The sequence below is a fragment of the Erysipelatoclostridium sp. An173 genome (assembly GCF_002160495.1).
In the GTDB taxonomy this organism is placed as follows: Bacteria; Bacillota_I; Bacilli_A; order Erysipelotrichales; family Coprobacillaceae; genus Thomasclavelia; species Thomasclavelia merdavium.
In genome coordinates this window covers 48,655-71,867 of the sequence record NZ_NFKR01000003.1, presented here as the reverse complement: position 1 = coordinate 71,867, position 23,213 = coordinate 48,655, and the positions used below count along the sequence as shown (strand labels likewise).

26 protein-coding genes are annotated in these 23,213 nt (G+C 27.1%); 8 read left to right on the top strand and 18 right to left on the bottom strand.

Annotated elements, in window-relative coordinates:
• Positions 1 to 52 precede the first annotated feature (52 nt).
• The 6 genes from B5F09_RS02050 to B5F09_RS02025 form a co-directional block, all read right to left on the bottom strand.
• Complete coding sequence (locus B5F09_RS02050) at positions 53 to 574, bottom strand: GrdB-related putative oxidoreductase (protein ID WP_087301813.1); 522 nt, start codon at positions 572 to 574, stop codon at positions 53 to 55.
• Positions 575 to 588: 14 nt separating this feature from the next.
• Complete coding sequence (locus B5F09_RS02045) at positions 589 to 1,956, bottom strand: PTS sugar transporter subunit IIC (protein WP_087371059.1); 1,368 nt, start codon at positions 1,954 to 1,956, stop codon at positions 589 to 591.
• 23 nt (positions 1,957 to 1,979) lie between these two features.
• Positions 1,980 to 2,303, bottom strand: a complete 324-nt coding sequence (locus tag B5F09_RS02040; protein ID WP_087301817.1) for a PTS sugar transporter subunit IIB — start codon at positions 2,301 to 2,303, stop codon at positions 1,980 to 1,982.
• Positions 2,304 to 2,352: 49 nt separating this feature from the next.
• Entirely contained in the window at positions 2,353 to 2,673 is a 321-nt protein-coding gene (locus tag B5F09_RS02035; RefSeq protein WP_087301819.1) for a PTS lactose/cellobiose transporter subunit IIA, read from the bottom strand.
• A gap of 83 nt (positions 2,674 to 2,756) precedes the next feature.
• A complete protein-coding gene (locus tag B5F09_RS02030) occupies positions 2,757 to 3,341 on the bottom strand; it encodes an RDD family protein (RefSeq protein ID WP_087301821.1) in 585 nt (194 codons plus the stop codon).
• Positions 3,342 to 3,350: 9 nt separating this feature from the next.
• Positions 3,351 to 5,246 (bottom strand): BglG family transcription antiterminator, encoded by a 1,896-nt coding sequence (locus B5F09_RS02025; protein WP_087371056.1) that lies wholly within the window; start codon positions 5,244 to 5,246, stop codon positions 3,351 to 3,353.
• 176 nt (positions 5,247 to 5,422) lie between these two features.
• Between B5F09_RS02025 and B5F09_RS02020 the strand changes: the two genes are divergently transcribed.
• The 5 genes from B5F09_RS02020 to B5F09_RS02000 all read left to right on the top strand — a co-directional run bounded on the left by B5F09_RS02020 (position 5,423) and on the right by B5F09_RS02000 (position 10,225).
• Positions 5,423 to 5,773: an arsenate reductase family protein gene (locus B5F09_RS02020; protein ID WP_087371053.1), complete on the top strand. Its 351-nt coding sequence runs from the start codon at positions 5,423 to 5,425 to the stop codon at positions 5,771 to 5,773.
• A complete protein-coding gene (locus tag B5F09_RS02015; RefSeq protein WP_087371049.1) occupies positions 5,773 to 6,561 on the top strand; it encodes a zinc dependent phospholipase C family protein in 789 nt (262 codons plus the stop codon). Before B5F09_RS02020 ends, B5F09_RS02015 begins: the two co-directional genes overlap by 1 nt.
• Positions 6,562 to 6,720: 159 nt before the next feature.
• A complete protein-coding gene (locus B5F09_RS02010; protein WP_087371046.1) occupies positions 6,721 to 7,503 on the top strand; it encodes a zinc dependent phospholipase C family protein in 783 nt (260 codons plus the stop codon).
• Entirely contained in the window at positions 7,496 to 8,710 is a 1,215-nt protein-coding gene (locus B5F09_RS02005; protein ID WP_087371043.1) for an MFS transporter, read from the top strand. Before B5F09_RS02010 ends, B5F09_RS02005 begins: the two co-directional genes overlap by 8 nt.
• Before the next feature lie 174 nt (positions 8,711 to 8,884).
• Positions 8,885 to 10,225, top strand: a complete 1,341-nt coding sequence (locus B5F09_RS02000; protein ID WP_087301833.1) for a hemolysin family protein — start codon at positions 8,885 to 8,887, stop codon at positions 10,223 to 10,225.
• A gap of 13 nt (positions 10,226 to 10,238) precedes the next feature.
• On the opposite strand, the gene B5F09_RS01995 is transcribed toward B5F09_RS02000, so the two are convergent.
• The 3 genes from B5F09_RS01995 to mnmE are packed head-to-tail and all read right to left on the bottom strand — an operon-like array spanning position 10,239 to position 12,678.
• Positions 10,239 to 11,108, bottom strand: coding sequence for a mechanosensitive ion channel family protein (locus B5F09_RS01995; protein WP_087301835.1), 870 nt, complete (start codon positions 11,106 to 11,108; stop codon positions 10,239 to 10,241).
• Positions 11,109 to 11,120: 12 nt separating this feature from the next.
• Positions 11,121 to 11,342 carry a hypothetical protein gene (locus B5F09_RS01990; RefSeq protein WP_087301837.1) on the bottom strand — a complete coding sequence of 74 codons (222 nt, stop codon included), beginning with the start codon at positions 11,340 to 11,342 and terminating at the stop codon, positions 11,121 to 11,123.
• Between the two features lies 1 nt (position 11,343).
• Positions 11,344 to 12,678 (bottom strand): tRNA uridine-5-carboxymethylaminomethyl(34) synthesis GTPase MnmE, encoded by a 1,335-nt coding sequence (gene mnmE / locus B5F09_RS01985; RefSeq protein ID WP_087371040.1) that lies wholly within the window; start codon positions 12,676 to 12,678, stop codon positions 11,344 to 11,346.
• Between the two features lie 107 nt (positions 12,679 to 12,785).
• Between mnmE and B5F09_RS01980 the strand changes: the two genes are divergently transcribed.
• Positions 12,786 to 13,769: a Gfo/Idh/MocA family protein gene (locus B5F09_RS01980; protein ID WP_087371037.1), complete on the top strand. Its 984-nt coding sequence runs from the start codon at positions 12,786 to 12,788 to the stop codon at positions 13,767 to 13,769.
• 282 nt (positions 13,770 to 14,051) lie between these two features.
• Here B5F09_RS01980 and B5F09_RS01975 read toward each other — a convergent pair whose 3' ends face one another.
• The 9 genes from B5F09_RS01975 to rpmH all read right to left on the bottom strand — a co-directional run bounded on the left by B5F09_RS01975 (position 14,052) and on the right by rpmH (position 20,070).
• The gene (locus B5F09_RS01975; RefSeq protein WP_087371034.1) at positions 14,052 to 15,353 is read right to left on the bottom strand and encodes a sensor histidine kinase; all 1,302 of its coding nucleotides are present in this window, start codon (positions 15,351 to 15,353) and stop codon (positions 14,052 to 14,054) included.
• Positions 15,346 to 16,044, bottom strand: coding sequence for a LytTR family DNA-binding domain-containing protein (locus B5F09_RS01970; RefSeq protein WP_087371031.1), 699 nt, complete (start codon positions 16,042 to 16,044; stop codon positions 15,346 to 15,348). Before B5F09_RS01970 ends, B5F09_RS01975 begins: the two co-directional genes overlap by 8 nt.
• A 206-nt stretch (positions 16,045 to 16,250) precedes the next feature.
• A complete protein-coding gene (locus B5F09_RS01965; protein ID WP_087371028.1) occupies positions 16,251 to 17,174 on the bottom strand; it encodes an AEC family transporter in 924 nt (307 codons plus the stop codon).
• Positions 17,175 to 17,274: 100 nt separating this feature from the next.
• Positions 17,275 to 17,634 carry a MerR family transcriptional regulator gene (locus B5F09_RS01960; RefSeq protein WP_087371025.1) on the bottom strand — a complete coding sequence of 120 codons (360 nt, stop codon included), beginning with the start codon at positions 17,632 to 17,634 and terminating at the stop codon, positions 17,275 to 17,277.
• Entirely contained in the window at positions 17,618 to 17,920 is a 303-nt protein-coding gene (locus B5F09_RS01955) for a hypothetical protein (protein WP_087301917.1), read from the bottom strand. Before B5F09_RS01955 ends, B5F09_RS01960 begins: the two co-directional genes overlap by 17 nt.
• A gap of 125 nt (positions 17,921 to 18,045) precedes the next feature.
• The gene (gene jag, locus B5F09_RS01950; RefSeq protein ID WP_087301920.1) at positions 18,046 to 18,648 is read right to left on the bottom strand and encodes an RNA-binding cell elongation regulator Jag/EloR; all 603 of its coding nucleotides are present in this window, start codon (positions 18,646 to 18,648) and stop codon (positions 18,046 to 18,048) included.
• 9 nt (positions 18,649 to 18,657) lie between these two features.
• Positions 18,658 to 19,557, bottom strand: a complete 900-nt coding sequence (locus B5F09_RS01945) for a membrane protein insertase YidC (RefSeq protein ID WP_087301922.1) — start codon at positions 19,555 to 19,557, stop codon at positions 18,658 to 18,660.
• Positions 19,558 to 19,896: a ribonuclease P protein component gene (rnpA, locus tag B5F09_RS01940; RefSeq protein WP_087371022.1), complete on the bottom strand. Its 339-nt coding sequence runs from the start codon at positions 19,894 to 19,896 to the stop codon at positions 19,558 to 19,560. It abuts the gene before it with no gap.
• 39 nt (positions 19,897 to 19,935) lie between these two features.
• Positions 19,936 to 20,070: a 50S ribosomal protein L34 gene (gene rpmH / locus B5F09_RS01935; RefSeq protein WP_003535525.1), complete on the bottom strand. Its 135-nt coding sequence runs from the start codon at positions 20,068 to 20,070 to the stop codon at positions 19,936 to 19,938.
• Between the two features lie 528 nt (positions 20,071 to 20,598).
• Here rpmH and dnaA point away from each other — a divergent pair.
• On the top strand, positions 20,599 to 21,945 hold the full coding sequence (dnaA, locus tag B5F09_RS01930; RefSeq protein WP_087371019.1) for a chromosomal replication initiator protein DnaA: 1,347 nt from the start codon (positions 20,599 to 20,601) through the stop codon (positions 21,943 to 21,945).
• Between the two features lie 130 nt (positions 21,946 to 22,075).
• The gene (gene dnaN / locus B5F09_RS01925; protein ID WP_087371016.1) at positions 22,076 to 23,185 is read left to right on the top strand and encodes a DNA polymerase III subunit beta; all 1,110 of its coding nucleotides are present in this window, start codon (positions 22,076 to 22,078) and stop codon (positions 23,183 to 23,185) included.
• Positions 23,186 to 23,213 lie beyond the last annotated feature (28 nt).

Sequence of the window (23,213 nt, the reverse complement as noted above, 5' to 3'; positions counted from 1 at the left end):
AAATTCCTCCTTTATTTTTAACAAAAGGATGCTTCTTAGCATCCTTTTTAGTTTAGAAACAATACTTTGAAGTAATTGGATTTAGATCTTCTTTATCTACTAAGGCTTTTGCTAATTTACACATTCCATCTAATGCTTCATTTAAACCAGTACCACCTTTTTTAGGCGTTTCGACAATATGAACTTTATCTTTAAACTCATTGATTGTTTCTTCATTTTCCTTTGACATTGCAGCAAATGCTGGTACATCTGTAGTTTGATTGATGTCATAAGCAATATTTGCTGCCATTTTTCCATATCCTAAATAATTAAATGCTGGTCCACAAATTACTACATCTGGTTTTAATTTATTAACCATTGCACATAATTTACGACTTACTTCTTTAGGATTTGCTTCATAAAAACCATCTCCACAATATAGACAAGCAACAACACGACCACCTACTGCTTTTAAGTATGGTTCCATCATAATTGCTGGTCCTACTGGATCTTTAGTTGCGCCTAAAGGAACCATATGATCGTCTTTAATACCTGCACCAGATTGGATTTGATCATAAATCATAATTACTTTCATTTTATTGCCTCCTTTTATAAATCATCAAATGATAAATCGTCTAATGAGAAATCGTCATCTTCTTCTTCGTTTGCTGCATTAGCTTCATCAATTAAATATTGTTTATCCATAATTTTAATAAATGGCATGTAAATAAATACACCGGCAATTAATAATAATCCTTGCAAGATAGCTCCAACCCAGTTAGTCGCTAATAAACCTGAAATAATTACTGGTGTTGTCCATGGAATTTGAACCCCACTACAAATTGGAACAAAATCCAGAGCCATTGCAAAATAAGATATAACGATATTCATCGTCGGTACTAAAACAAATGGAACTAACATAGTTGGGTTTAATACGATTGGTAACCCAAATACGATTGGTTCGTTAATACCAAAGATACCTGGTACTAATGCTAATTTACCTAATTCAGTAATACGTTTAGATTTACAGAATAATAACATTGCAATAATTAATGATAATGTAGAACCACATCCACCGAATGTTGCAAATAAATCTTGGAATTGTTGACAAATAATATGTCCTTCCCCAACTCCTGTTTTAAAGAATTCTAAGTTTTCAACTGCTAAAGTTTGTAAAATTGGATTAAATACTGCTCCAACTACAGATCCACCATTTACCCCGAAGAACCAGAATAAATGTAAGAAGATATAAGCAATAACCATTGCTCCTAAAGTATCACCTAAGTTTAATAATGGTGTTTGTAAGAATTCGAAAATAATTTGGAATACGTTTGTTCCTAAGAAACCAAATAATAAGTTAATTAGGAAGAATACTGTCATAACAATAACTGCTGGAATTAAAGCTCCAAATGATTGTTCAACAGTAGGAGGTACTCCTTTAGGCATTTTAATTACCCAACCTTTTTTCTCTACCCAAGAATAAATATGTACGGCAATGAAAGAAACAATGATACCAACAAAAATACCTTTAGCACCAACCCATCCAAGTGGTAAACCAGATAAGCTTGCTGCTACTTCTTCACCACCTACAGTAATTGTTCCTTCTACTGTATATGGCATAATTAAAAACCATGACATAATGGCAACAGCTGCACCAAAGATTTTGTCAGTTTTCATTTGACGAGCAAATGAATAAGCAATACCAACAACAGCAAAAATTGCCATGATATCAAATGTTGCACTTGCTGGTTTAGCAATAAATGTTGCTAATGTTTCACCAGTGCTTGAATTAACAACAACTGATTCTAACCAATCAGTCCATGCAGTAATTGGAAAGTTTCCAATTAATAAGAATATTGATCCGGCAATAAGTAATGGTGTAGAAACCAAGAAACCATCACGAATTGCAACTAGATATTTGTTACGCCCAATAGCTTCCGCTAAAGGCATCAAAACTTTTTCAAGTTTTTTCATCATAATAGTTTGCCCTCTTTTCTATTTTATTTTTTATTCCCCTTAATTAATTTAATTGCTGTTTTAAGAACTTTTTCTCCGTTCATCATTCCATAATCACCTTGGTCGATTACAGCAATAGGGATCCCTTGGCTTCCAAATTGAGCCACTGTTTCATCATACATATATTTTACTTGTGGTCCAAGTAAAATACAGTCAGGACGATCATTACTAATGATTTCTTCTAGTTTGTTGTGTGGAAAAGCTGCTACTTTAATTGGTAATTTATGTTGATTAGCAACATCTTGCATATTGCTTGCTAACATACTTGTAGACATTCCAGCACTACAAAATAAATAAATTTTTTTCATCTTTTTTTCCTCCCTTTATTTTTTATAATCAGTATTTTCATACTTATTACTATTTTTCTAATGCAGCAACACGTTCATTTAAACGAATGATTTCTAATGCCATTACTTTAATAGTTTCAGCTGACATTAATTGATCTTCTGCATGCATCAATAAAATTGTTGGTACAACATGTTCACCGCTTGCTTCTTTTTGAATCAATTCACCATGAGCACTATGTCCACCATTAAATGATTCTTCTCCTTCTTTGATCTTAGCTTTAGCTAATTCAAAATCTCCCTCACTTGCAGCCTTCATAGCTTCAATATAACTTGATTTAGCCATTCCTACTGCTGAAATAATTTTAAAACTTACTAATTCTAATCCTTCCATAATCAATTCTCCTTATCTTATAGTATTATTATAAAATTTATTACCCGTTTTTTTTATTATTCATTTTTCCTAGTATTAGGAAATTAATTGCATGAAACTACCTTAGTATTTCCAATATAGTCATGTAAAGCACGATGTTCACCTTTAAATAAATACAACAAAATACTAACTGCTGTAACTACAAATCCAGCGTACATCAATGGCGTTACAAAATTAATTTGGGTAATAATCGTAATAACTTCATGCCAAATAGCACTAGCAGTAACTAATACCCCTTCAATAACAATAATTCCTAATAATTGTCGTAATAACATATTTTTAATTGTTACTGGTTCATTATTGTTTTGAACAATTTTAATTTTACAAATTCTTTTACCAACTGTTTGTCCTGGATAAATATAAGTTGGAACTATCACAAAATAGAAAATCGCAAATAATACAGCTATTACCCCGGAAATAATTCCATAAGGCTGTTCAAATTCAACAATGTTTTGATTTAACATTGTATTAGTTAACTTTTGTGATGTAATTGCAATTGGAATTGCTGTACATAAAGCCCCAACATACCAGTCAATTATGTAACTTATAAAACGCTTTGTCATTGAAGCATCAATATAATTATATTTTTTCTTTTTATTTCTTTTTTTTCTTTCTACCTTAGTTGCCATTTTATTCTCCTATTCAATAACGTGCTGAATAAATTCCTGATAATTTTTAACCTCTAATAACTGTCTGAATTTATTAGAATCACTAACAATACTACTTAGCCAGTCAAAAAATATTTTCAACAGATGACTATCGGTATCTCTTATCGCTAATAAAAGTACTAATTTGACCTCAAAATCACCCCATTTTACTGGTTTATCTAAAATCATAATTGATATACAAGATTCTTTTGAAGTAATTTCAATCGAGTGTGGTACTGCAAAACCATTTACAAATGATGTTGCCGAAACTGACTCACGTTTAAATACATCTTCTTTATATCTTTCATCGGCTAAATTTTTACTAATTAATTCATCACATAAAAAATCAATAACCTCTTTGGAACTAGCCATTTGTTTTTTTACATGAAATAAATCTGGTCGTATTAATTCATTTACTAATACTACAAAATCTTCATGATAACGTTGTTTATCTAAAAGATTTAAAGTCTGGAAAACTTTACTTTCATCTTCATAATTAACAAATAATGTTATTTGCACTGTCGGGATATTTAAATTATGTTTTAATGGTACAGTCGTAATTATTAAATCTGGTTCTTGTTGTTTTATCATCGTTTCTTCATAAAAACCATATCTTTTTACAATTACCATTCGTTCTTCAAATCTAAGTTTTAATTTATCAATACACATATTTGATAACATTTGATTGTGCGGGATAATTATAACCGCTCGATAACGTTTAATCGAATTTACACGATCATAAGCAGCTCCTAAATGTAAAGCTAAAAATGATAGTTCATTTTCTTTAACATTTATCTTGCAAATATCAGCAATTACTTCACCAGCTCTAATTGCCATTTCAAAAACCAATGGGTATTTTCTTTTTATCTCTTGAAGATAAATATTAGTAATCGTAACATTGTTTTGCTGTCTTTCTAGTAATAGTTGTAAATGCATTTTTAAGCCTAGCTTAAAATCCTTATCTTTAGAAAAATTAATATCAAAATAATCTTTTACTTCTTTAATTACAGCATCAACAATTTGATTTAATAACTTATCTAAATTTTCATCTTCATCATCTTTTTGATAACTACCAATTAATAATTGAGCAAATAAAACAACTTCATCTTCTACTAACTCAATATCAATTGTTTTACTAACCCGATGAAAAAACTCATATGAAATTTGATATTCAATATTATTATTTAAATGATGTTTAGCAGTTTTACTATTAATATAATTACGATTAATAATTCTTTCAATTGCAACACCAGCATGAATCATAATCATTGGAAAATCAATTTCACGAATTTGATAATTATACAATTCACAAACATCCTCAAGGATATCTTTAATTTCTAATAAATCAAAATTTGACCATAAATCAGCAATTGAATTTAAATTCAAGAAATTACCATGAGTTTCCTCAGTTAATAATTGTTTATATAATTTTCTTTTATCTGCTTCATTTCCCCGTAAGCTAATATAATTCTTTGATCTAATCAATTTTAAGCTAGGATATTCACTTATCATCTTACGAATCTTTTTAATATCATTATCAATTGAATAACCACTAACAAAAACCTGGTCTTGTAAAGCTATTAAATTAATTTCTTTGCTTTTAAATAACAACTCTCGAATGATATAAACACAACGTTCATGTGAGTTTTGAGGAATAAGTTCCTTAGTTTCAATATCTTGTTTAAAAAGCAAAGCTTCATCAATTTGATAACCTAATCTTTTATTTGATTTAATCAATAAACAATCATAAAACTTATTAATAACATCGATATCTGATCTAATAGTACGATCAGAGACATTTAATAATTTGGCAAGTTCTTTCCCTGTAATCCAATTATTATCATTATTTAATATGTCAATAATTTGATTTTGACGTTTATTAAGCATGACATCAACTCCGCTATCATACTAACACATTTTTAGGATTTATATCTATAATTAAACTTCCTAACAGATAGGAAAATTCCTATCTGTTAGGAAGTGTTATTTCCTTTATAAATAATTAAGCATAATATTGTTATTATATTGTCAAATGAGGTAAACTATTAATCGAGGTGAGAAAAATGTTGAATTTTATTGAATATCCAAAATGCAGTACATGTAAAAAAGCTAAAAAATACTTAGATCAACTTGGTTTAGAGCACCAGGATCGTCATATTGTTGAAGAAAAATTAAACAAAGAAGAACTACATGCTTTATATAAAAAAAGTAATTTGCCACTTAAAAAATTCTTTAATACTTCTGGATTAAAATATCGTGAATTAAATTTAAAAGATAAATTACCAACAATGGGTGAAGATGAACAATTAGAACTTCTAGCTAGTGATGGTATGCTTGTTAAAAGACCAATCGTTGAAACTGAAAATCGCGTTTTAGTTGGTTTTAAAGCTAGTGAATATGATACATTAAAATAATGCCTGCTTCATATAGTCATTATCGTTTAGGTAAAATCGTTTTAAAACAGCTTGATGACCAGCTAAAAAAAATTATTAATGATAATATTGATTTTTATAATATTGGTCTTCATGGTCCGGATATTTTATTTTATAATCGGCCCTATTTACATAGCAAAATCAATCGCTTAGGCAGTGCTATTCATCAACAAAAAGCTTGTGAGTTTTTACTTCCAGCAATAACAACATTACAACATACTAAAAGTCAGGCTCAGTTTGCGTATCTTTGTGGTTTTGTTTGTCACTTTATTTTAGATAGTAATTGTCATCCTTTAGTAAATGAAATAATGGATAAGACTAAAACTACTCATTTTGAAATAGAAACTGAGTTAGATCGTTATTTTATGGTCAAAGATGGTTTGAATCCTTTAAAAACTCATTTAGCTAATCATATCCATATTAATGATGATATTGTTAGTAATATTGCTATCTTTTATCCTCAAGCGAGCATTAAAGATATTTATAAGAGTTTAAAAGGAATGAAATTTTATGATCGTTTATTGGTGGCTCCGCAATTGTATAAAAGAGGCTTGATTTATTTGGTATTAAAAATAACCTTTACTTTTAAAAGGTTTCAAGGCTTTGTTGTTAATTATCAACCAAATCAAAAAATTGCTTTAGATATTATTGCGTTAGAAAAGTTATTTAACCAAAGTATTGATGAGTGTGTTGTTTATATTAATGATTTTATTGCTGCTTTAAAAAACGAACATTCTTTAAGTAATCGATTTAACCGCAATTTTAAATAGACGAGTTCATCGTCTTTTTTATTTATTAAAATGCAATTTTTAACTAAAACTGCTATAATACTTACTATCGGTTGTAGTTAAAAATTAACTTAAACTTAAACTATTAAACATGACAAAATAATTTAAACTATTTATAATGGTTTAGACAGGAGGTTTTATATGCCCGCAAGTTATACACATCAACACTTTGGAAATCAAGTTTTAAGCAGGCTTGATCATCCTAAAATTGTTGAAATCATCAACAACAATCGAAATTATTACAATATTGGTCTTCAAGGTCCCGATATTTTGTTTTTTTATCATCCTTTAAAAAATAATTATGTAAATGAATTGGGAAATCGTCTTCATCAAGAAATTGCTCGCGATTTTTTTGAAAAAGCTAAAGAACAGCTTAAAGAAACTAATAGTGAAGCCGCTTTAGCTTATATCTTCGGTTTCATTAATCATTTTATTCTTGATAGTGAATGTCATGGTTTTATTGATACTGTCATGGAGAATAAAGAAATTTCTCATTATGCCATTGAACGGGATTTAGATCAGCGTTTTATGATTATTAATAATGATAAGTTCAATTATTGTAGTGCTAAACATCTTATCGCTAATAAAGATACAGCTACTATAATTGCTCCATTTTTTAAATTGAAACCTGATACAATTTTAACTTCTCTAAAATCATTTCGACGATTTAATCAATTATTTGCTTGTCAAAGCAATATTAAAAGAACCATAATCTTAACAGGAATGAAATTAGTTAATGCTAAGAGTTATTTAGGAATGGTAATGCAAGCAAAACCAGAACCTTTAATTAAAGACGATATTGACATCCTGGTTAATATATTTAATCAGTCAATTAATACTGCAACAAAGGAGATAATTGGTTATTATGAAAGTTACTTAAATAATACTAGAATATCTAACCGATTCGATTTTAATTATGAATAAACTAACTAAATTAGAAAAATACTGGATTTTATATGACGTTGGAAATTCGGCTTTTGTCCTTTTAGTTTCCACTATTATTCCTATTTATTTTAAAAACCTGGCTTCTAGTGCTGGGATTTCTTTAAGTGATTCAACAGCATACTACAGCTATGCGATTTCTATTTCAACACTAATAGTAGCTTTAGCTGGTCCAACACTTGGTAGTATTGGTGATCAAAAAAATCTTCGTAAACCAATATTTACCTTTTTTATGCTAATGGGGGTTTTATGTTTAGTTGCTATGGCTGTTCCTCTTGGCTGGATTGCTTTTCTAGTACTCTTTATTATCGCTAAAACTGGATTATCTACTAGCTTAGTATTTTATGATTCAATGCTAGTTGATATTACAACTAGTGATCGAGTTGATGAAGTTTCTTCACATGGTTATGCCTGGGGATATATTGGCAGCTGTATTCCTTTTACTATTAGTTTATTATTAATTTTAGGAGCTAATTCAATTGGATTAACAACTGTACAAGCTACTGCAATTGCATTTATTATTAATGCTTTATGGTGGCTTTTAGCAACAATTCCTTTATTAAAAAATTATCGCCAAGTAAATTATTCGACTAAAAAAGAACCTGTATTAGGTAATCTTAAACGAGTTTTGACGAATATTAAAAATGATAAAAAAGTTTTATTTTTCTTAATTGCTTTTTTCTTTTATATTGATGGTGTTTATACGATTATTGAAATGGCAACTTCATATGGTAAAGATGTTGGAATTAACGATAGCAGTTTATTATTAGCTTTATTAATGACTCAAGTAGTAGCTTTCCCATTTTCTTTGATATTTGGTAAGCTAGCTAAAAAATATTCAGTTAAATCTTTAATTTTAACTTGTATTACTGGTTATTTCTTTATCGCTGTATTTGCTTTATGGTTAGATACAGCTTGGAAATTCTGGGTTTTAGCTGTTTTTGTAGCTGTATTCCAAGGAGCAATTCAAGCATTATCTAGATCATATTTTACTCAGATAATTCCTACTAATCAGGCTAGTGAATATTTCGGTGTATTTGACATATTTGGTAAAGGAGCTTCTTTTATGGGAACTTTACTAATGGGAATTGTTACTCAATTGACTGATAGTTCAAAATATGGTGTAATCGTTATTGCTTTTATGTTTGTTATTGGTGGAATTATTTTTAAAAATAAATGTAGTGATTAAAAGTGTATTGCGATTAAATCTTTAAAATTTGACTAATTTTAAAGATTTAATTCATTTAATACACTTTTTTAATCAAATCTTAACATTCTTCACTTTTCATTGATATTTACTTTTGTTTTTAACTTTGATAGAATATAGATTATATAATTATATAAAAAAGGAGTGTATTATTTTATGGATTCAGGCCCCGAGTCGATTTCATTTCAAATTGTTTTAATTGTTATTTTAACGTTAGTTAATGCATATTTTGCAGCAAGTGAGATGGCAATTGTTTCTGTCAACAAAACTAAAATAAAAAATTTAAGTGAAGCTGGAAATAAAAAAGCCAAATTAGTTGAAAAGTTATTAGAGGAACCAACTAACTTTTTATCTACTATTCAAGTAGCTATTACATTAGCTGGATTTTTTAACTCTGCTAGTGCTGCAACAGGAATTTCAGTTACCTTTGCAAGCTTTTTAAAAAGTTTATCTGTTCCTTATGCTGATACGATTGCTGTTGTATTAATTACCATTTTAATTTCATTTATTACATTGATTTTTGGTGAGTTGGTACCTAAAAGAATCGCTTTGCAAAAAGCAGAATGGTTTTCAATGTTTTGTGCTAAACCAGTTTTAATTATTAGTAAAATAGCAGCACCATTTATTAAGATCTTATCTTGGTCAACAAAATTTGTCTTGATGATTTTTGGTATGAAGGATGAAAATGCTGAAGATACCATATCTCGTGAAGAATTTCGTTCTTTGGTAAAAAGTGGTCAAGAAAGTGGTGTCTTTGATGAAAATGAAAGTGATATGATTTCTAATATTTTTGAATTTGATGAAAGTTTAGCATTAAATATCATGACCCCAAGAACAGAGGTCTACTGTATTGATATTGAAGATCCTTTAAGTAAAAATATTGAACAGATGATGACAATGCGATATACTCGAATTCCAATATATGAAAAGTCAATCGATAACATTATTGGTATTTTGAATATGAAAGATTTTGTTATTGAAGCTCGCAAAGTTGGATTTGATAATGTAGATATTAGTAAGCTTTTAAGAAAACCATATTTTGTTTTAGAATCAAAAAATACTGATGATTTATTAAAAGAACTACAGGAAGATCATCAACATATTGCTATTTTAGTTGATGAATATGGTGGTTTTTCAGGAATTGTAACAGTTGAAGATTTAATTGAAGAAATTGTTGGTGAAATTGAGGATGAATATGATCCTGATGATGAACCAAAATTACAAAAAATCGATGATCACAATTACATAGTTGATGGTAATTATATAATTGATGATTTGATTGATGAATTAGATCTAAATTTAAATATAGATGATATTAATCATGATACAGTAAGTGGTTTTATTCTTGAGTTATTAGGAGAAATACCTGAGGATAATCAAGAACGAAGTGTTACAATCAATAACCTTATTTTTAAAATCACTGGTATCAAGGCTAATCGAGTAACAAAAATTAAATTGACTATAAAAGAAGAACCAGAAGCTAATTTAGAAGATTAGCTCTGGTTCTTTTTTATTCCTTACTTTCTTTTGTTTCATTAATTACAACACGATGTGGATATGGAATATCAATACCTTCTTTATCAAAACGTTCTTTGATTCTTAAACGTAAATCAGACATTAATTGGAATCCATCTGAATTATCTTTAGATAATAATGTTGCTCTTAATTGAATCCCACTTTCATTAAAATTAATACAATGTACTTTAACAATTGGTTCATTTTGTTCTTTTTGTAATTCATTTCGACCATCAACACATAATGGGTGCTTATCGCCTTCTTCTTGAATTATGGCAATAGCTTTTTGTAAATCACTTTCATAAGATATTTCAATTAATAAATAATTAGCTTTTTGTGTCTTTACATTAGATACATTTTCAATAATTGCTTTATTCATAATAGAATTAGGAATAATAACCTGTGTTTTTTCTAATGTTTCCACAATACTATGACGCATTGAAATATCAATAACTGTTCCTGTTACAGTATATTCACGAACATTAACAAAATCACCAATCTTATATGGTTTATAAGTTAAAATCATAAAACCATTAATTATATTACTTGCTGCTTCTTGTGAGGCAAGCCCAATAACAACTGCGATAATTCCCCCACTAGCTAACAATGCTTTCATGATTGATTGCATTGCACTTAATTCACTTAAAATAACAATCAATACTAAAGAAATTAAAACAATTTTCTTGATTCGCATTGGAAATACGATTTTAATTGGATCATCTATTTTTTTCTTTATAATCTTATTAATTAATTTATTTAATATTAAAGCAATAATTATAACAATAACAATGCTTATCAAACTGTTTATAAGACCATGTTCAAATAATGAATCAATCCTTTGATATATTTCATCTAAACCTGCCATCTATTCACCCACTTACTTTTTTCCAAAATAATTACCAATTACAAACAAACATATTCCTTGAATAGCACCAACAATTGCAACCATTAATAAAACATAGCTAATTATAAAAAGGACATTACTGCCTGTATTAAAAGCATTAATAATCAAAAATAATACAAATGAAATTGCTGCTACTATTCCCGAATATTTTGCTATATTTAAAAATTTAAACTCTAAAATCTTATTTTTATCCATTCTACTTACCTATACAAAAGCGTTTAAACAATTCATCTAATAAATCTTCTTTTGCTTTCTCTCCCAATATTTCTTTTAAATTATTCCAACATTCATACAAATCAGTAACTATTAAATCTGTTGGTACACTTAATTTCATTGCATCAACTGCTTGATTTAATGACTGACTAGCACGTTGCAATAACATCGTTTGTCTAGCATTAGTTAAAATGTAATTATTATTATCAATAATCTTACCTAGTTCAAACATTGTTTTAATTTCAGCTACTAAATCACCAATTTGATTATCTTTAGCACTTATTTTTACTCCTTGTAGATCAACTTTGATACCTTGATCAATTTTATTGATTACAATAATCCTTGTAGCATCTTTTGTAAGCTCTAATAACTGTTTATCTTCATCGCTTAATTCCTGACTACCATCAATTACTAATAAAACCAAATCAGCCTGATGAACTAATTCCTTTGATTTTTCAACCCCAATGCTTTCAATAATATCATCAGTTTCCCTAATACCAGCAGTATCAATCATATTCAAAACAATACCATCTATACTAATACTTCCTTCAACGATATCTCTTGTCGTTCCAGCAATATCAGTAACAATTGCTTTATCTTCATCCAATAAAGCATTTAATAAACTACTTTTCCCAACGTTAGGTCGACCAATAATAACAGTCTTAATTCCTTCTTTAATTAACTTAATATTCTTTGAATTTTCTAAGATTTCATTCATTTTAGCTAATAAATCACTACTTTTAGGCAATAAAGAAGAAGCCGTCAATTCTTCAACATCATCATATTCAGGATAATCAATATTTACTTCAATTTGCGTAATTATTTGAATCAAATCCTCTTTTAATGTTTCAATAAAATTACTAATATTTCCAGTGATTCCCTTTAACGCTAAATCAGTAGCATAACTATTTTTAGCTGTAATAATGTCACTAATAGCTTCAGCTTGTGATAAATCAATTCGCCCATTTAAAAAAGCACGTTTACTAAATTCACCACGTTCTGCCATTCTAGCACCATTTTTTATACATACTTCTAATACCTTAGAAGTAATATAAACACCACCATGACAGTTAATCTCTACCATTTCTTCACCAGTGAAAGTTCTTTTACCACGATAGATATTAACCAAAACCTCATCTATTTTCTTTCCTTCATCTATAATAAAACCATAATTAATTGTATGACTTGGTTTTTCTAAAATTTTTCCTGTGAAAAACTTTTGTACAAAAGCAATACAATCAGGTCCACTTACTCTAATTATTGAAATAGCAGCTTCCAATCTACTAGTTGCAATTGCTACAATAATATCATCATTCACATTATCACCTTCCTTTATCCTTTGTATTTTATCATAAATTATTATTAATTAATATACCCAATCAATGTTATAATAATTATATAAATTAACTATTGGAGGAGGGTAATATGAATTTAGGAATTATTGGAAGTGGCATGATCGTTCAAGATTTTCTCACTATCGCAGATTTAATCGATGATATGAAATTAGAAGCCATTTTAGGTCGAAAAGAATCTATAGAAAAAATAAATTTCTTAGCTAATAAATATAATATCAACAAAACATATTATGATTATGATGAATTATTAGATGATGACAATATTGATACCGTATATATTGCAGTACCTAATCATCTTCATTTTGAATTTACAAAAAAAGCACTAGATCATAAAAAACATGTTATTTGTGAAAAACCATTTACATCTAATTTAGATGAACTAAAAGAACTAATAACACTATCAAAACAAAATAACTGTTTACTATTTGAAGCAATTACTAATCAATACTTACCTGCATACAAAAAAATAAAAAAACAATTACCATCAATTGGTAAAATAAGTATTGTTTCATGTAACTTCTCTCAATATTCTTCACGTTATGATGACTTTAAAAAAGGAATAATTTTACCAGCATTTGATGTAAACAAATCAGGCGGAGCTTTAATGGATTTAAATGTTTATAATATTCATTTTGTAGTTGGATTATTTGGTAAACCAGAACACGTTCATTATTATGCCAATATTGAACATGACATTGATACTTCTGGAGTTTTATGTCTAAACTATCCAAATTTTGAAGCAGTATGCATTGCTGCCAAAGATTGTAGTGCTCCTATTTCAACAACTATTCAAGGTGACAAGGGATGTATAAAAATTGATGGTCCTGTAAGTGTACTAAGTGATGTGCAAATTTTAAAAAATACTGAAAATAGCGAACGGATTGATACTGGTAATTATCATCGTTTATATAGCGAGTTCAAAGCATTTACAACTTATATTGATAATCTTGATTTCAAGGCTTGTAATAAAATGTTAGAACACTCATATATTGTAATGGATGTACTTACTCAAGCTCGTAAAAGCGCTAATATTGTCTTTGGTGTAGAAAGTTAAAAAATTATATATCGCATATAGAAAAACAGCATATTATTATGCTGTCTAAACTAATTAAATAATAATAAAGATAGAAAATATAAATCTTCTATCTTTTTTCATATTTTTTATCGAATTATATAAATCTTGATATGATTAATGTCCTCCGCCTAACCATTTAATTAACCATTCATAAAAACCATATGTCATCATCATTATTTCCTCCTTTTATGAGGAAAATAATAATGATTAAATCAATGTTTTTTTGATTATTGTATTTATTATATTTAAATTGTATTTATCTTAAAACTCAAGCACATTTAATAAGACAATTTGATTTATTAAACAATTGTCTTCTACTTTATATTCATTTTTACCATTATACCTAGCTACAATTTCGTTTATTTTTTGTAAACCAATGCCATGATTTTCTACATCCATTTTGGAACTTTTTCTTTCTTGAATATATTCAATTTCTTTGATGTCATTGATCGGATTTGATATTTTTATTAGAAGATTATTTTTAATGTTAACTACATTTAAGATGATATATCGATCATTGGAAAGTTTTAAGTTGGCTTCTATTGCATTTATAACTAAATTATAAAACAATGAACAAATATCCATGTTATCCATATTTATAACACTATTTACATTATATGAAAAATCAAAATTTATCTGATTATCTTTAAAAGTTTGATCAAAAGAATTTAATATACTTGAAATATAAAGATTATTAGTATTATATACATCAACCAAACTAATCTTTTCAAAAATATTTTCTAAGTACTCTTTGGCATCATCATGTTTATCATTTTCTAGTAATTTATAAAGTACATGATAATGTGCTTTAATATCATGCTTAAAATTTCTTAAACTGGCATAGTTATCTATCAATTTTTGATAATAGTCTTCTTGTAATTTTAATGTTTCATCTTTAACTATATTTTCTAAATAATATTTATCTTTTTCATTTTTATTTTTTATAAATAATACTATTGATATTATTGAAATTATTATATTTGTAATTGCAACTATCTTTATTATGACACTTAATTGATATTTAATTTTATTATCGTATGTTTGGGCTATAATCAATGGAAATATTGTTGCACTAAAAGAAAATATAATATTCATATAAATATAGCTAGAAAATTTATTAAAATTGTACTTATTATATAACATTATTATTATTTTAGATAATATATAAATTACTACAATTACAAAAAATCTTAGGCAATTTGATAGTAAAAATTTTATCTCACTCACTTCTATGATTTTATACTCTATAAATAAATCTACAAATTGTTCAATAATAGTTGTTATAATTATACTTACTATAAGTATTTTTAATGTTTTTATATTATTATTCCTAAATAGAATTATTAAACTTATAAAACATATTACAACATTTAAATCTACCCAAATATCTACAATATGTTCAAATAAGACTAGATAAACTAGTATGATTATTATTGATAAAGCTAATATTTCTTTTAACTTTTTATTTTTATCATATTCTAAATCAAATAAAGCATCTGCTACTAATAAATATTTAATGATATCAATAAATTGTTTTATTAATAGTATTAGCCAATTAATCATATGAAATGTTCTCCATTAAATAATGATGATAAGTTTTCATGACATCGCTTCTTTTCCCGTGTGATATACTTACATTTACATCGTTATCTAAAGTAATAATGCGTTGATCTATATTCTTTATGTAGCGCATATTTACTAGATATGATTTATGAGTTCTAATAAAATTAGGATTAGAAATTCTAGTTGCAAAATCACTTAACGTCATCCGATAAATATCATAATCGTTTTCATAATGAATATTGATATATGGACCATCTGCTCTTACATAATAAACTTTATATAAATTTACTACATTATTATTTATAACAACAGTTCTATTTTCTAGTAATTCTTTATAAATTTTTGTTAATGGAATTTCTAATTTGTCAATTTTACTTTTATTTATATAACCATAAACATTTCTACCAAATGAATCTTCCATATACTCATCATAGTTAGTTAAAAAGATAATTCTTGATTGATTATTTCGGTTATAAAAAATATCTTTAACATTTACTCCTGAAATATTTCCCATTTTTATATCTAAAATAATTAAATCAAAGACTTTCTTACTATTTAATAATTCTTCACCACTATAAAATACATGATAAATAAATTTATTATTTCTTTTCCAAGAACATTTTTCTAAATAATCAATTATCTCTTTAACATATTCTTTTTCATCATCACATATTGCAATATTTACTTCCATTAACCTTCACCTTTCTTTAAAATATACTGATTTAATCAACTAAATTTTGATTAGCACAAAATAATTAATATATAAAATTATTAACAAATTTTATAAGAAGAACGATATTTTGTCTACTATTGTAAATCAGATATTTAAATATGTACACAATATGTGTAAAAACATAATATTGACGTAAAAAAATAAACACATGTTAATTCATGTGTTTATATCAATAATAATGAAACTATTAATGGAATTGTAAAGACACTTACTAGTGTTGTAATAAAAATGCTTTTAGCTGCTAATTCAACATCCCCACCATATTGTTTAGCGAACAAAACTGCACTATTTCCAACTGGCATTGCAATATTAATTAATGTAATTCCTTGAATTAATGGATCAGAAATAAAATATGCAATGATCGGGAATACAACGATTGGTAATACTACTTGTTTTACTACTGTAAAATAATATAATCTTAGTTCTGTAAATAAATCCTTAATTTTTATATTGGCAAGAGTGGCTCCAATAATCATCATTGCTAGTGGAGTAGTCATATCACCAACCATCTCACAACAATTTGCAAGTACATCAGGAACCGGTATTTCTAAAAAATAAATAAAGATGGCAATCACAGATGAAATTACTCCTGGTGATAATAGATTTTTAGGATTTAATTTCATTTTAACGTCATTTCCATAGTTGATTAAAATAACGCCTAATGTAAATACCTCCAGATTAAATAAAATATTAAATAGTGCTGTATAAAAAACCGCATCATTTCCAAATAAAGCCTTCATAATTGGAAATCCCATAAATCCTATATTAGAAAAGATTGTCATGAATATATAAAGTCCTTGTTGTGGCAAGGGAATCCGCATTATTTTTACAAGAATAAAGCTTATTACTGGTAATAATAAATAAACAGCAGTTGCAACACCTAATGTATAAATAACCATACTTTTATCAGTAATTGTTGTAGAACAAACTGAAGAAAATATCATTGCTGTTGTTGTTATAGAAATAACAATATAATTTAATTTACTATTTAATTCATCATTTAATATGTTCTTTTTTTGCATAAAATAACCAAGTCCAATTATTAAAAACAATTGAATCATTTGGTTAATAACGACCATAATATCCATTAAAATCCCCCATTCTTAACAGATATTATAACATAGTCACTTTACATTTATTAAATTGTTACTGAAAATGAAACTAATAAAAAAATGATAACATAAGCTATCATTTTAATTTATTTTCATAAAAATCGATTTTATAATTTATCATTTCCATATGTTTATTTAATTCTTGCTGCTGTAGTAATAAAATTTCTTTTTGTTTTTTTAAAATTTCATAACGCTGATCTAGTGTTTTATCCCCTTGTTTACACAAATCAATATAATTACGAATATAAGCTATTGTCATTCCCGTATTTCGCATACACATAATCATATCAAGCCATTTTAAATCATCATCATTATAAACTCGCTGATTACTTGTATTTTTCTTTATTGGTGGTAATAATCGTTCTTTTTCATAATATCTTAATGTTGAAGCATTTAAATTATATTTTTTACAAACCTGATTAATTGTATATTCCATTTTCATCTTCCTTTATCTCATTAATCATCTTTTTAATTTGATTGATTAAACAGCAGCATTCATATTGTTTATTTTGTAATAAATCATAATGAAATAATAATATATCCAATAGACTCATATCACTATCTATCAAATCCAAAATATCACTATCACTATAACCTAATGATATTAAGGTTTTAGTTAACGAAATAATTGCTTGATCATGATAATCAAAATTATACAATGACTTAATAATCTTATTTTCATATAATACATCCAATAAATCTTGTCTTACTGTTATATCCATATCCTGATCCTCCTACTTTAAGCATACAACTTAAACCTAACTGCAAGGCAAGTGTTTTTTTATATTTAAAAGACCAATATTATTAAAAACATAATATTGGTCAAACACATGTACTTAAAAGTATTTTATTTTACATAAGATATTACCATGTGACGGTTTTTACCTTCACCATGACTTTCAGTTTTAACATGATTAAATTTAGCTAATTCTTGATGCATTACTTTTCTTTCATCAGCAGGCATTGGGTCTAATTTAATATCTGTTTTGGTACGTTGAACTTGTTTACCAAATCTTCTTGCCATTGAAGCAACTTTTTTATAACGATCTTCTTTATATCCGTTAATATCAATACTAATTTCATAACGCTTTTTATATGTATTACTAACAGCATTTTTTACAATAAAGTTAATAGCTCTTAAAATAACACCAGCTTTTCCAATTAAAATTGAATTATTGCTTGTATTAATATTACAATAAATACGACCATCTTGTAGATATGAAACTGTTTCAATTTCAAATCCCATATCACTGATAAAACGACGAATATAACTTTCGATAAACTCTTGAATCATTGGTATAGTGTAACATTCAATTGTTGCTTTTTTTATAAATAAAGTTTTTGTTTCACTAATTACTTCATAGTTTAATTCATCAATTGTAACGCCTAGTTCTTCACATGCGTTATTTACAGCATCTTGAACAGTTTTGGCAGTATACTGTTTTTTCACTTATATCACCTACTTTTTCTTATTTAAGAAATTAGTTGTTGTTGCTTCAACTTCCTTTTTTGCTTTTTCAACATGGAAGAATTGAATATATACAGTTCTAACGATTGTAATTACGTTAGTTGTAATCCAGTATAATGACATTGCAGCAGGCATAGTTGCTGATAAATAAATAATGAAAATTGTCATTATGTTATTCATGGTATTCATTGACTTCATTTGATTTGAAGGTCGATATTTTGGTGAACGTCTTGCCATGATTTGGTTGATTTGCATTGCAAAGAATTGTGTTACAGCAACCAAAATTAATAAAACAATATAAGGAATATCTAAGCTAAAGATATGTTCAATTGGACGAGCACCTAAATTTACACCAAAAACAATTGTATCATATAAGATTTCAATTCTTTGTACAGCGTGCCACATTGCAAACATAATTGGTAATGTTAAAAATGTTGCAAGAGAACCAAACATACTTACGTTATTTTTCTTATAAAGATTTTGAATCTCTGCAGATTGACGCATTTGTGATGCTTGATCTTTACGTCCACGATATTTACGTTGAATTTTTTCTAATTCTGGTTGTAATAATTGCATTTTTTGTGTTGATACAGTCGACTTAATCATAATTGGTAATGTAATTAAGTTTACGATGATTGTAACACCAATTACCCCAAAGGCAACGTTTCCAACATATTCGTTAATGAACAGGATCCCTTTTGCTAGAGGAATTACAAATAAAAAGTCAAACCACCCGGCAGATAATGTCCAAGGTGTTGAAGTTGTAATCGCTCTTGACTCAATTAAATTTCCATTACTATCAAGATTTTGAGTACATCCTGTCAAGATAGCAACAAAGAAAACTAAACAAAATATTTTTAGAATCTTTTTAGTTTTGTTATCTAACACCATTTATTTTTCCATCCTTTTTAATATTTTTTTATATAGATATTGTAGCTCATTTAAATTAGAATTAAAATCTAATTTTAAATATTTATCTCTAATAATGACGATATAATCATAACTTTTTTCAAAATCAATCGTCTGTTGCACCATCATCCTTACTTGCCGCTTAATTTTATTACGTACTACCGCTTTTCCTAATTTTTTGCTTACTGATATCCCAACTCTTGCGTGTGGATGATCATTTTTTCGGTAATAAATAATGAAAGAACGATTAGCTAAACTTTGTTTTTCTTTTATTATGAGACTAAAATCCTCATTTTTTTTTACTCGATATTCTTTTTTCATAACTTTTTAGAAAAAAAACCCACCGTAAAGTGGATTTTTTTAAGCAGACAATACTTTTCTTCCTCTTTTACGGCGACGTGCAAGTACTTTTCTTCCTCCTACAGTAGCCATTCTAGCTCTAAAACCATGTGTCTTTGATCTTTTTCTTTTATTTGGTTGATATGTTCTTTTCATTAATTACACCTCCATATTTTAATACTTTTATACAAATAACATATGCCCCACCATTTTATATGAAAAAGCCCCTCAAGTCAATGAAATTAACGAAAAAGTACATCGCTAATAATCAAATTTTTTTCTTTTAATCTTCACCTCATTATTTTTTGTGACATTTTTATTGTGACTTTTCAAAAAACAAAACCCCTTTATCAACAATTTATTACACATGTTATGCACAAAGTCATATCACTGTTTTTTTTGATGTGAATAAATGTGAGTTTTGAAAAAAAGCGCGATTATTACAATATCTTGATTGTGACTTTATTATGAATACGATAATTAGCACTCTAATTTAGACACATTTTTCACATTCACATATTTCTATATGCACAAATAAAGTTGTGAATTTTGTGAATTTCTATTATTTTCTTACAAAATTGCCAATATTAATGTGAATAACTTTGTGAACACTTTTCCAGCCTCTTTTTTTTCCTTTAAATTTACAATTTATTAACATATAATGTTAGTTGCGGAGGTAAAAAAATGAATGATAATAGTAAAATTTGGCAATTATGTCTTGATACACTAGAAAAACAAGAACTGCCTGATAGTCGTAAAATCGACAAAATTATTATGGAATCTGTTTTTCGTAGTGCCAAAATATCATCTATTAATGATAATAAGGTTGTCATTACTACTCCTTATTCATTTAATGTAGAAACAATAAAAAATAATCAAAAAGATATTGAAGAAATCCTCTCAGGTATGTTAGCTTCGCCAATTACAGTAGAAATATTAGGTGAAGAAGATTTTAAAAAAACAATTACTGTTCAAAATGAACAACCATTTAAAGATAATTTAAATAAGACTTTCACTTTTGATAACTTTGTTGTTGGTAGTTCTAATAGAATGGCCCAAAATGCCGCTTTATTAGTTTCTAGCAATCCTGGTTCTAATTTCAATCCTTTATTTATCTACAGTAATCCAGGATTAGGAAAAACTCACTTATTAAATGCTATTGGTAACTATTCTAAAGAAACCAATCCTTCATTAAAAATTCGTTATATTACTAGTAAGGAATTTGTCGATGAAGTAATTGGGGCAATGAAAGGTAAAAATAGTAATGATATTTACCTTAAATATAAAAATCTGGATATGTTATTAATTGATGATATTCAGTTTTTATTTAATAAAGAAAAAAGTAGTGAGATATTTTTCCATATTTTCAATGAATTAATCAACAATAATAAACAAATTGTTATCACAAGTGATAAAATGCCTGAGGAATTACAAGGAATTGAATCCCGACTAATTAGCCGTTTTAACTCAGGTTTAAGTTTTGGTATTGATCCACCTGAATTTGAAACTGCTAGAGCAATTCTAGAAAAGAAAATAGAAAATCTTGATAATCCATCATTAATTATTCAAGATGATGTTGTTGATTTCATGGCAAATCACTATTGTAAAGATATTCGTAATCTAGAAGGTGCTTTAAAGCGATTATTTTTTTGCAGTATTATGAACCATACCAATAATATTGATATGGCTTTTGCATTAGAATCATTTAAAGATGATAAAGTTGTTCAAAATCCAAAAACAGCTTTAACAAAAGAATTAATCTTAAAAACAACAGCAGAGTTTTATTACTTAACAATTTCTCAGTTAGTATCTAAAAATAAAACTCGTAAATTAACAACCCCAAGAGAAATCTGCATGTATTTAATGAGAGAACTATTAGATATCACATTTGCAGAAATCGGAACAATATTTAGTAATCGTGATCACTCTACGGTCATGAAAGCTTGTGCTCGAGTTGATAATAAAATCAAGAAAGATCCTGACTATAAATTAGCTATCAACAAATTAAAGCACAAATTAGGAATAAATTAGACACATTAAAATCACACAAAAAACCTAGTATTATTCACGGTTTTTAAATTTATGCACAAAATTCACATCCTAATAATACTAGTAGAATTATTTAAAATAAATATATATAATAAGTCAAAAGGAGGTCATTATGAAATTTAGAATTAATCGACTTAAATTATTAAATGCTTTATCAAAAACAACTAAAGCTGTTTCTATTCGTAGTCCTTTACCCGTATTAACAGGTATTAAATTTGATTTACAACCTGATGGTTTAATTTTAACTGGTAGTGATTCTGATATCACAATTCAAACTAAAATTGAAACTAGTGATGACTTAGTTATTGAACAAACAGGTGGTGTAGTTTTAAATTCACGTTATATATTAGAAATTGTTAGAAAGATAGATAGTGATGAGATTTCATTAGAAATCATTGATGGTTCACTTACTAGAATTTCTGGAGCAACTTCTAAATTTGATTTAAATGGTAATGACGTTATTGATTATCCTCGTATTGATTTATCAAAAACAGGAACTAAAGTATTAATTAATGCTTTTACTTTAAAAGATGTTATTACACAAACTAAATTTGCTGCTAGTGAAAAAGAACATAAACCAATTTTAACTGGTATTAACTTTAAAGCAGCTAACAATCAATTAGAAGTAACTGCTACTGATAGTTATCGTCTAGCTAAAAAAGTAGTGCCATTAGATGATGAACTTACTTTCAATATTACAATTCCTCAAAAATCATTAGATGAAATTGCTAAAATCATTGAACGTGATGATTTAATTGAAATGTATGTTTCTGATCGTAAAGTACTTTATGTTTTTGACAACAATATCATTCAAACAAGATTAATTGATGGAACATTCCCAGATACTAATCGTTTGATTCCTGAAAGTTTTGATTATGAATTAGATATTGATACTCACTATTTATTAAATGCAATTGATCGTGTTTCTTTATTAAATAATGAACAGAATAATATTATTAAATTAGATATGTCTAATGAAAAAGTTATTCTTTCATCATATATGCAAGAAATTGGTTCTGTTGAAGAAATTTTAGATCGTTCATTCTATAAAGGTGATTCTTTAAGTATTTCATTTAGTTCAAAATATGCAACTGATGCATTAAGAGCATTTAATGAACCAAAAGTTAAAATTTTATTTACTGGTGCTATGAAACCATTTATCGTTAAAGATTATGAAAAAGATGATTTAATCCAGTTAGTTTTACCAGTAAGAACATATTAAGCTACGATATGTAGCTTTTTATTTTGTA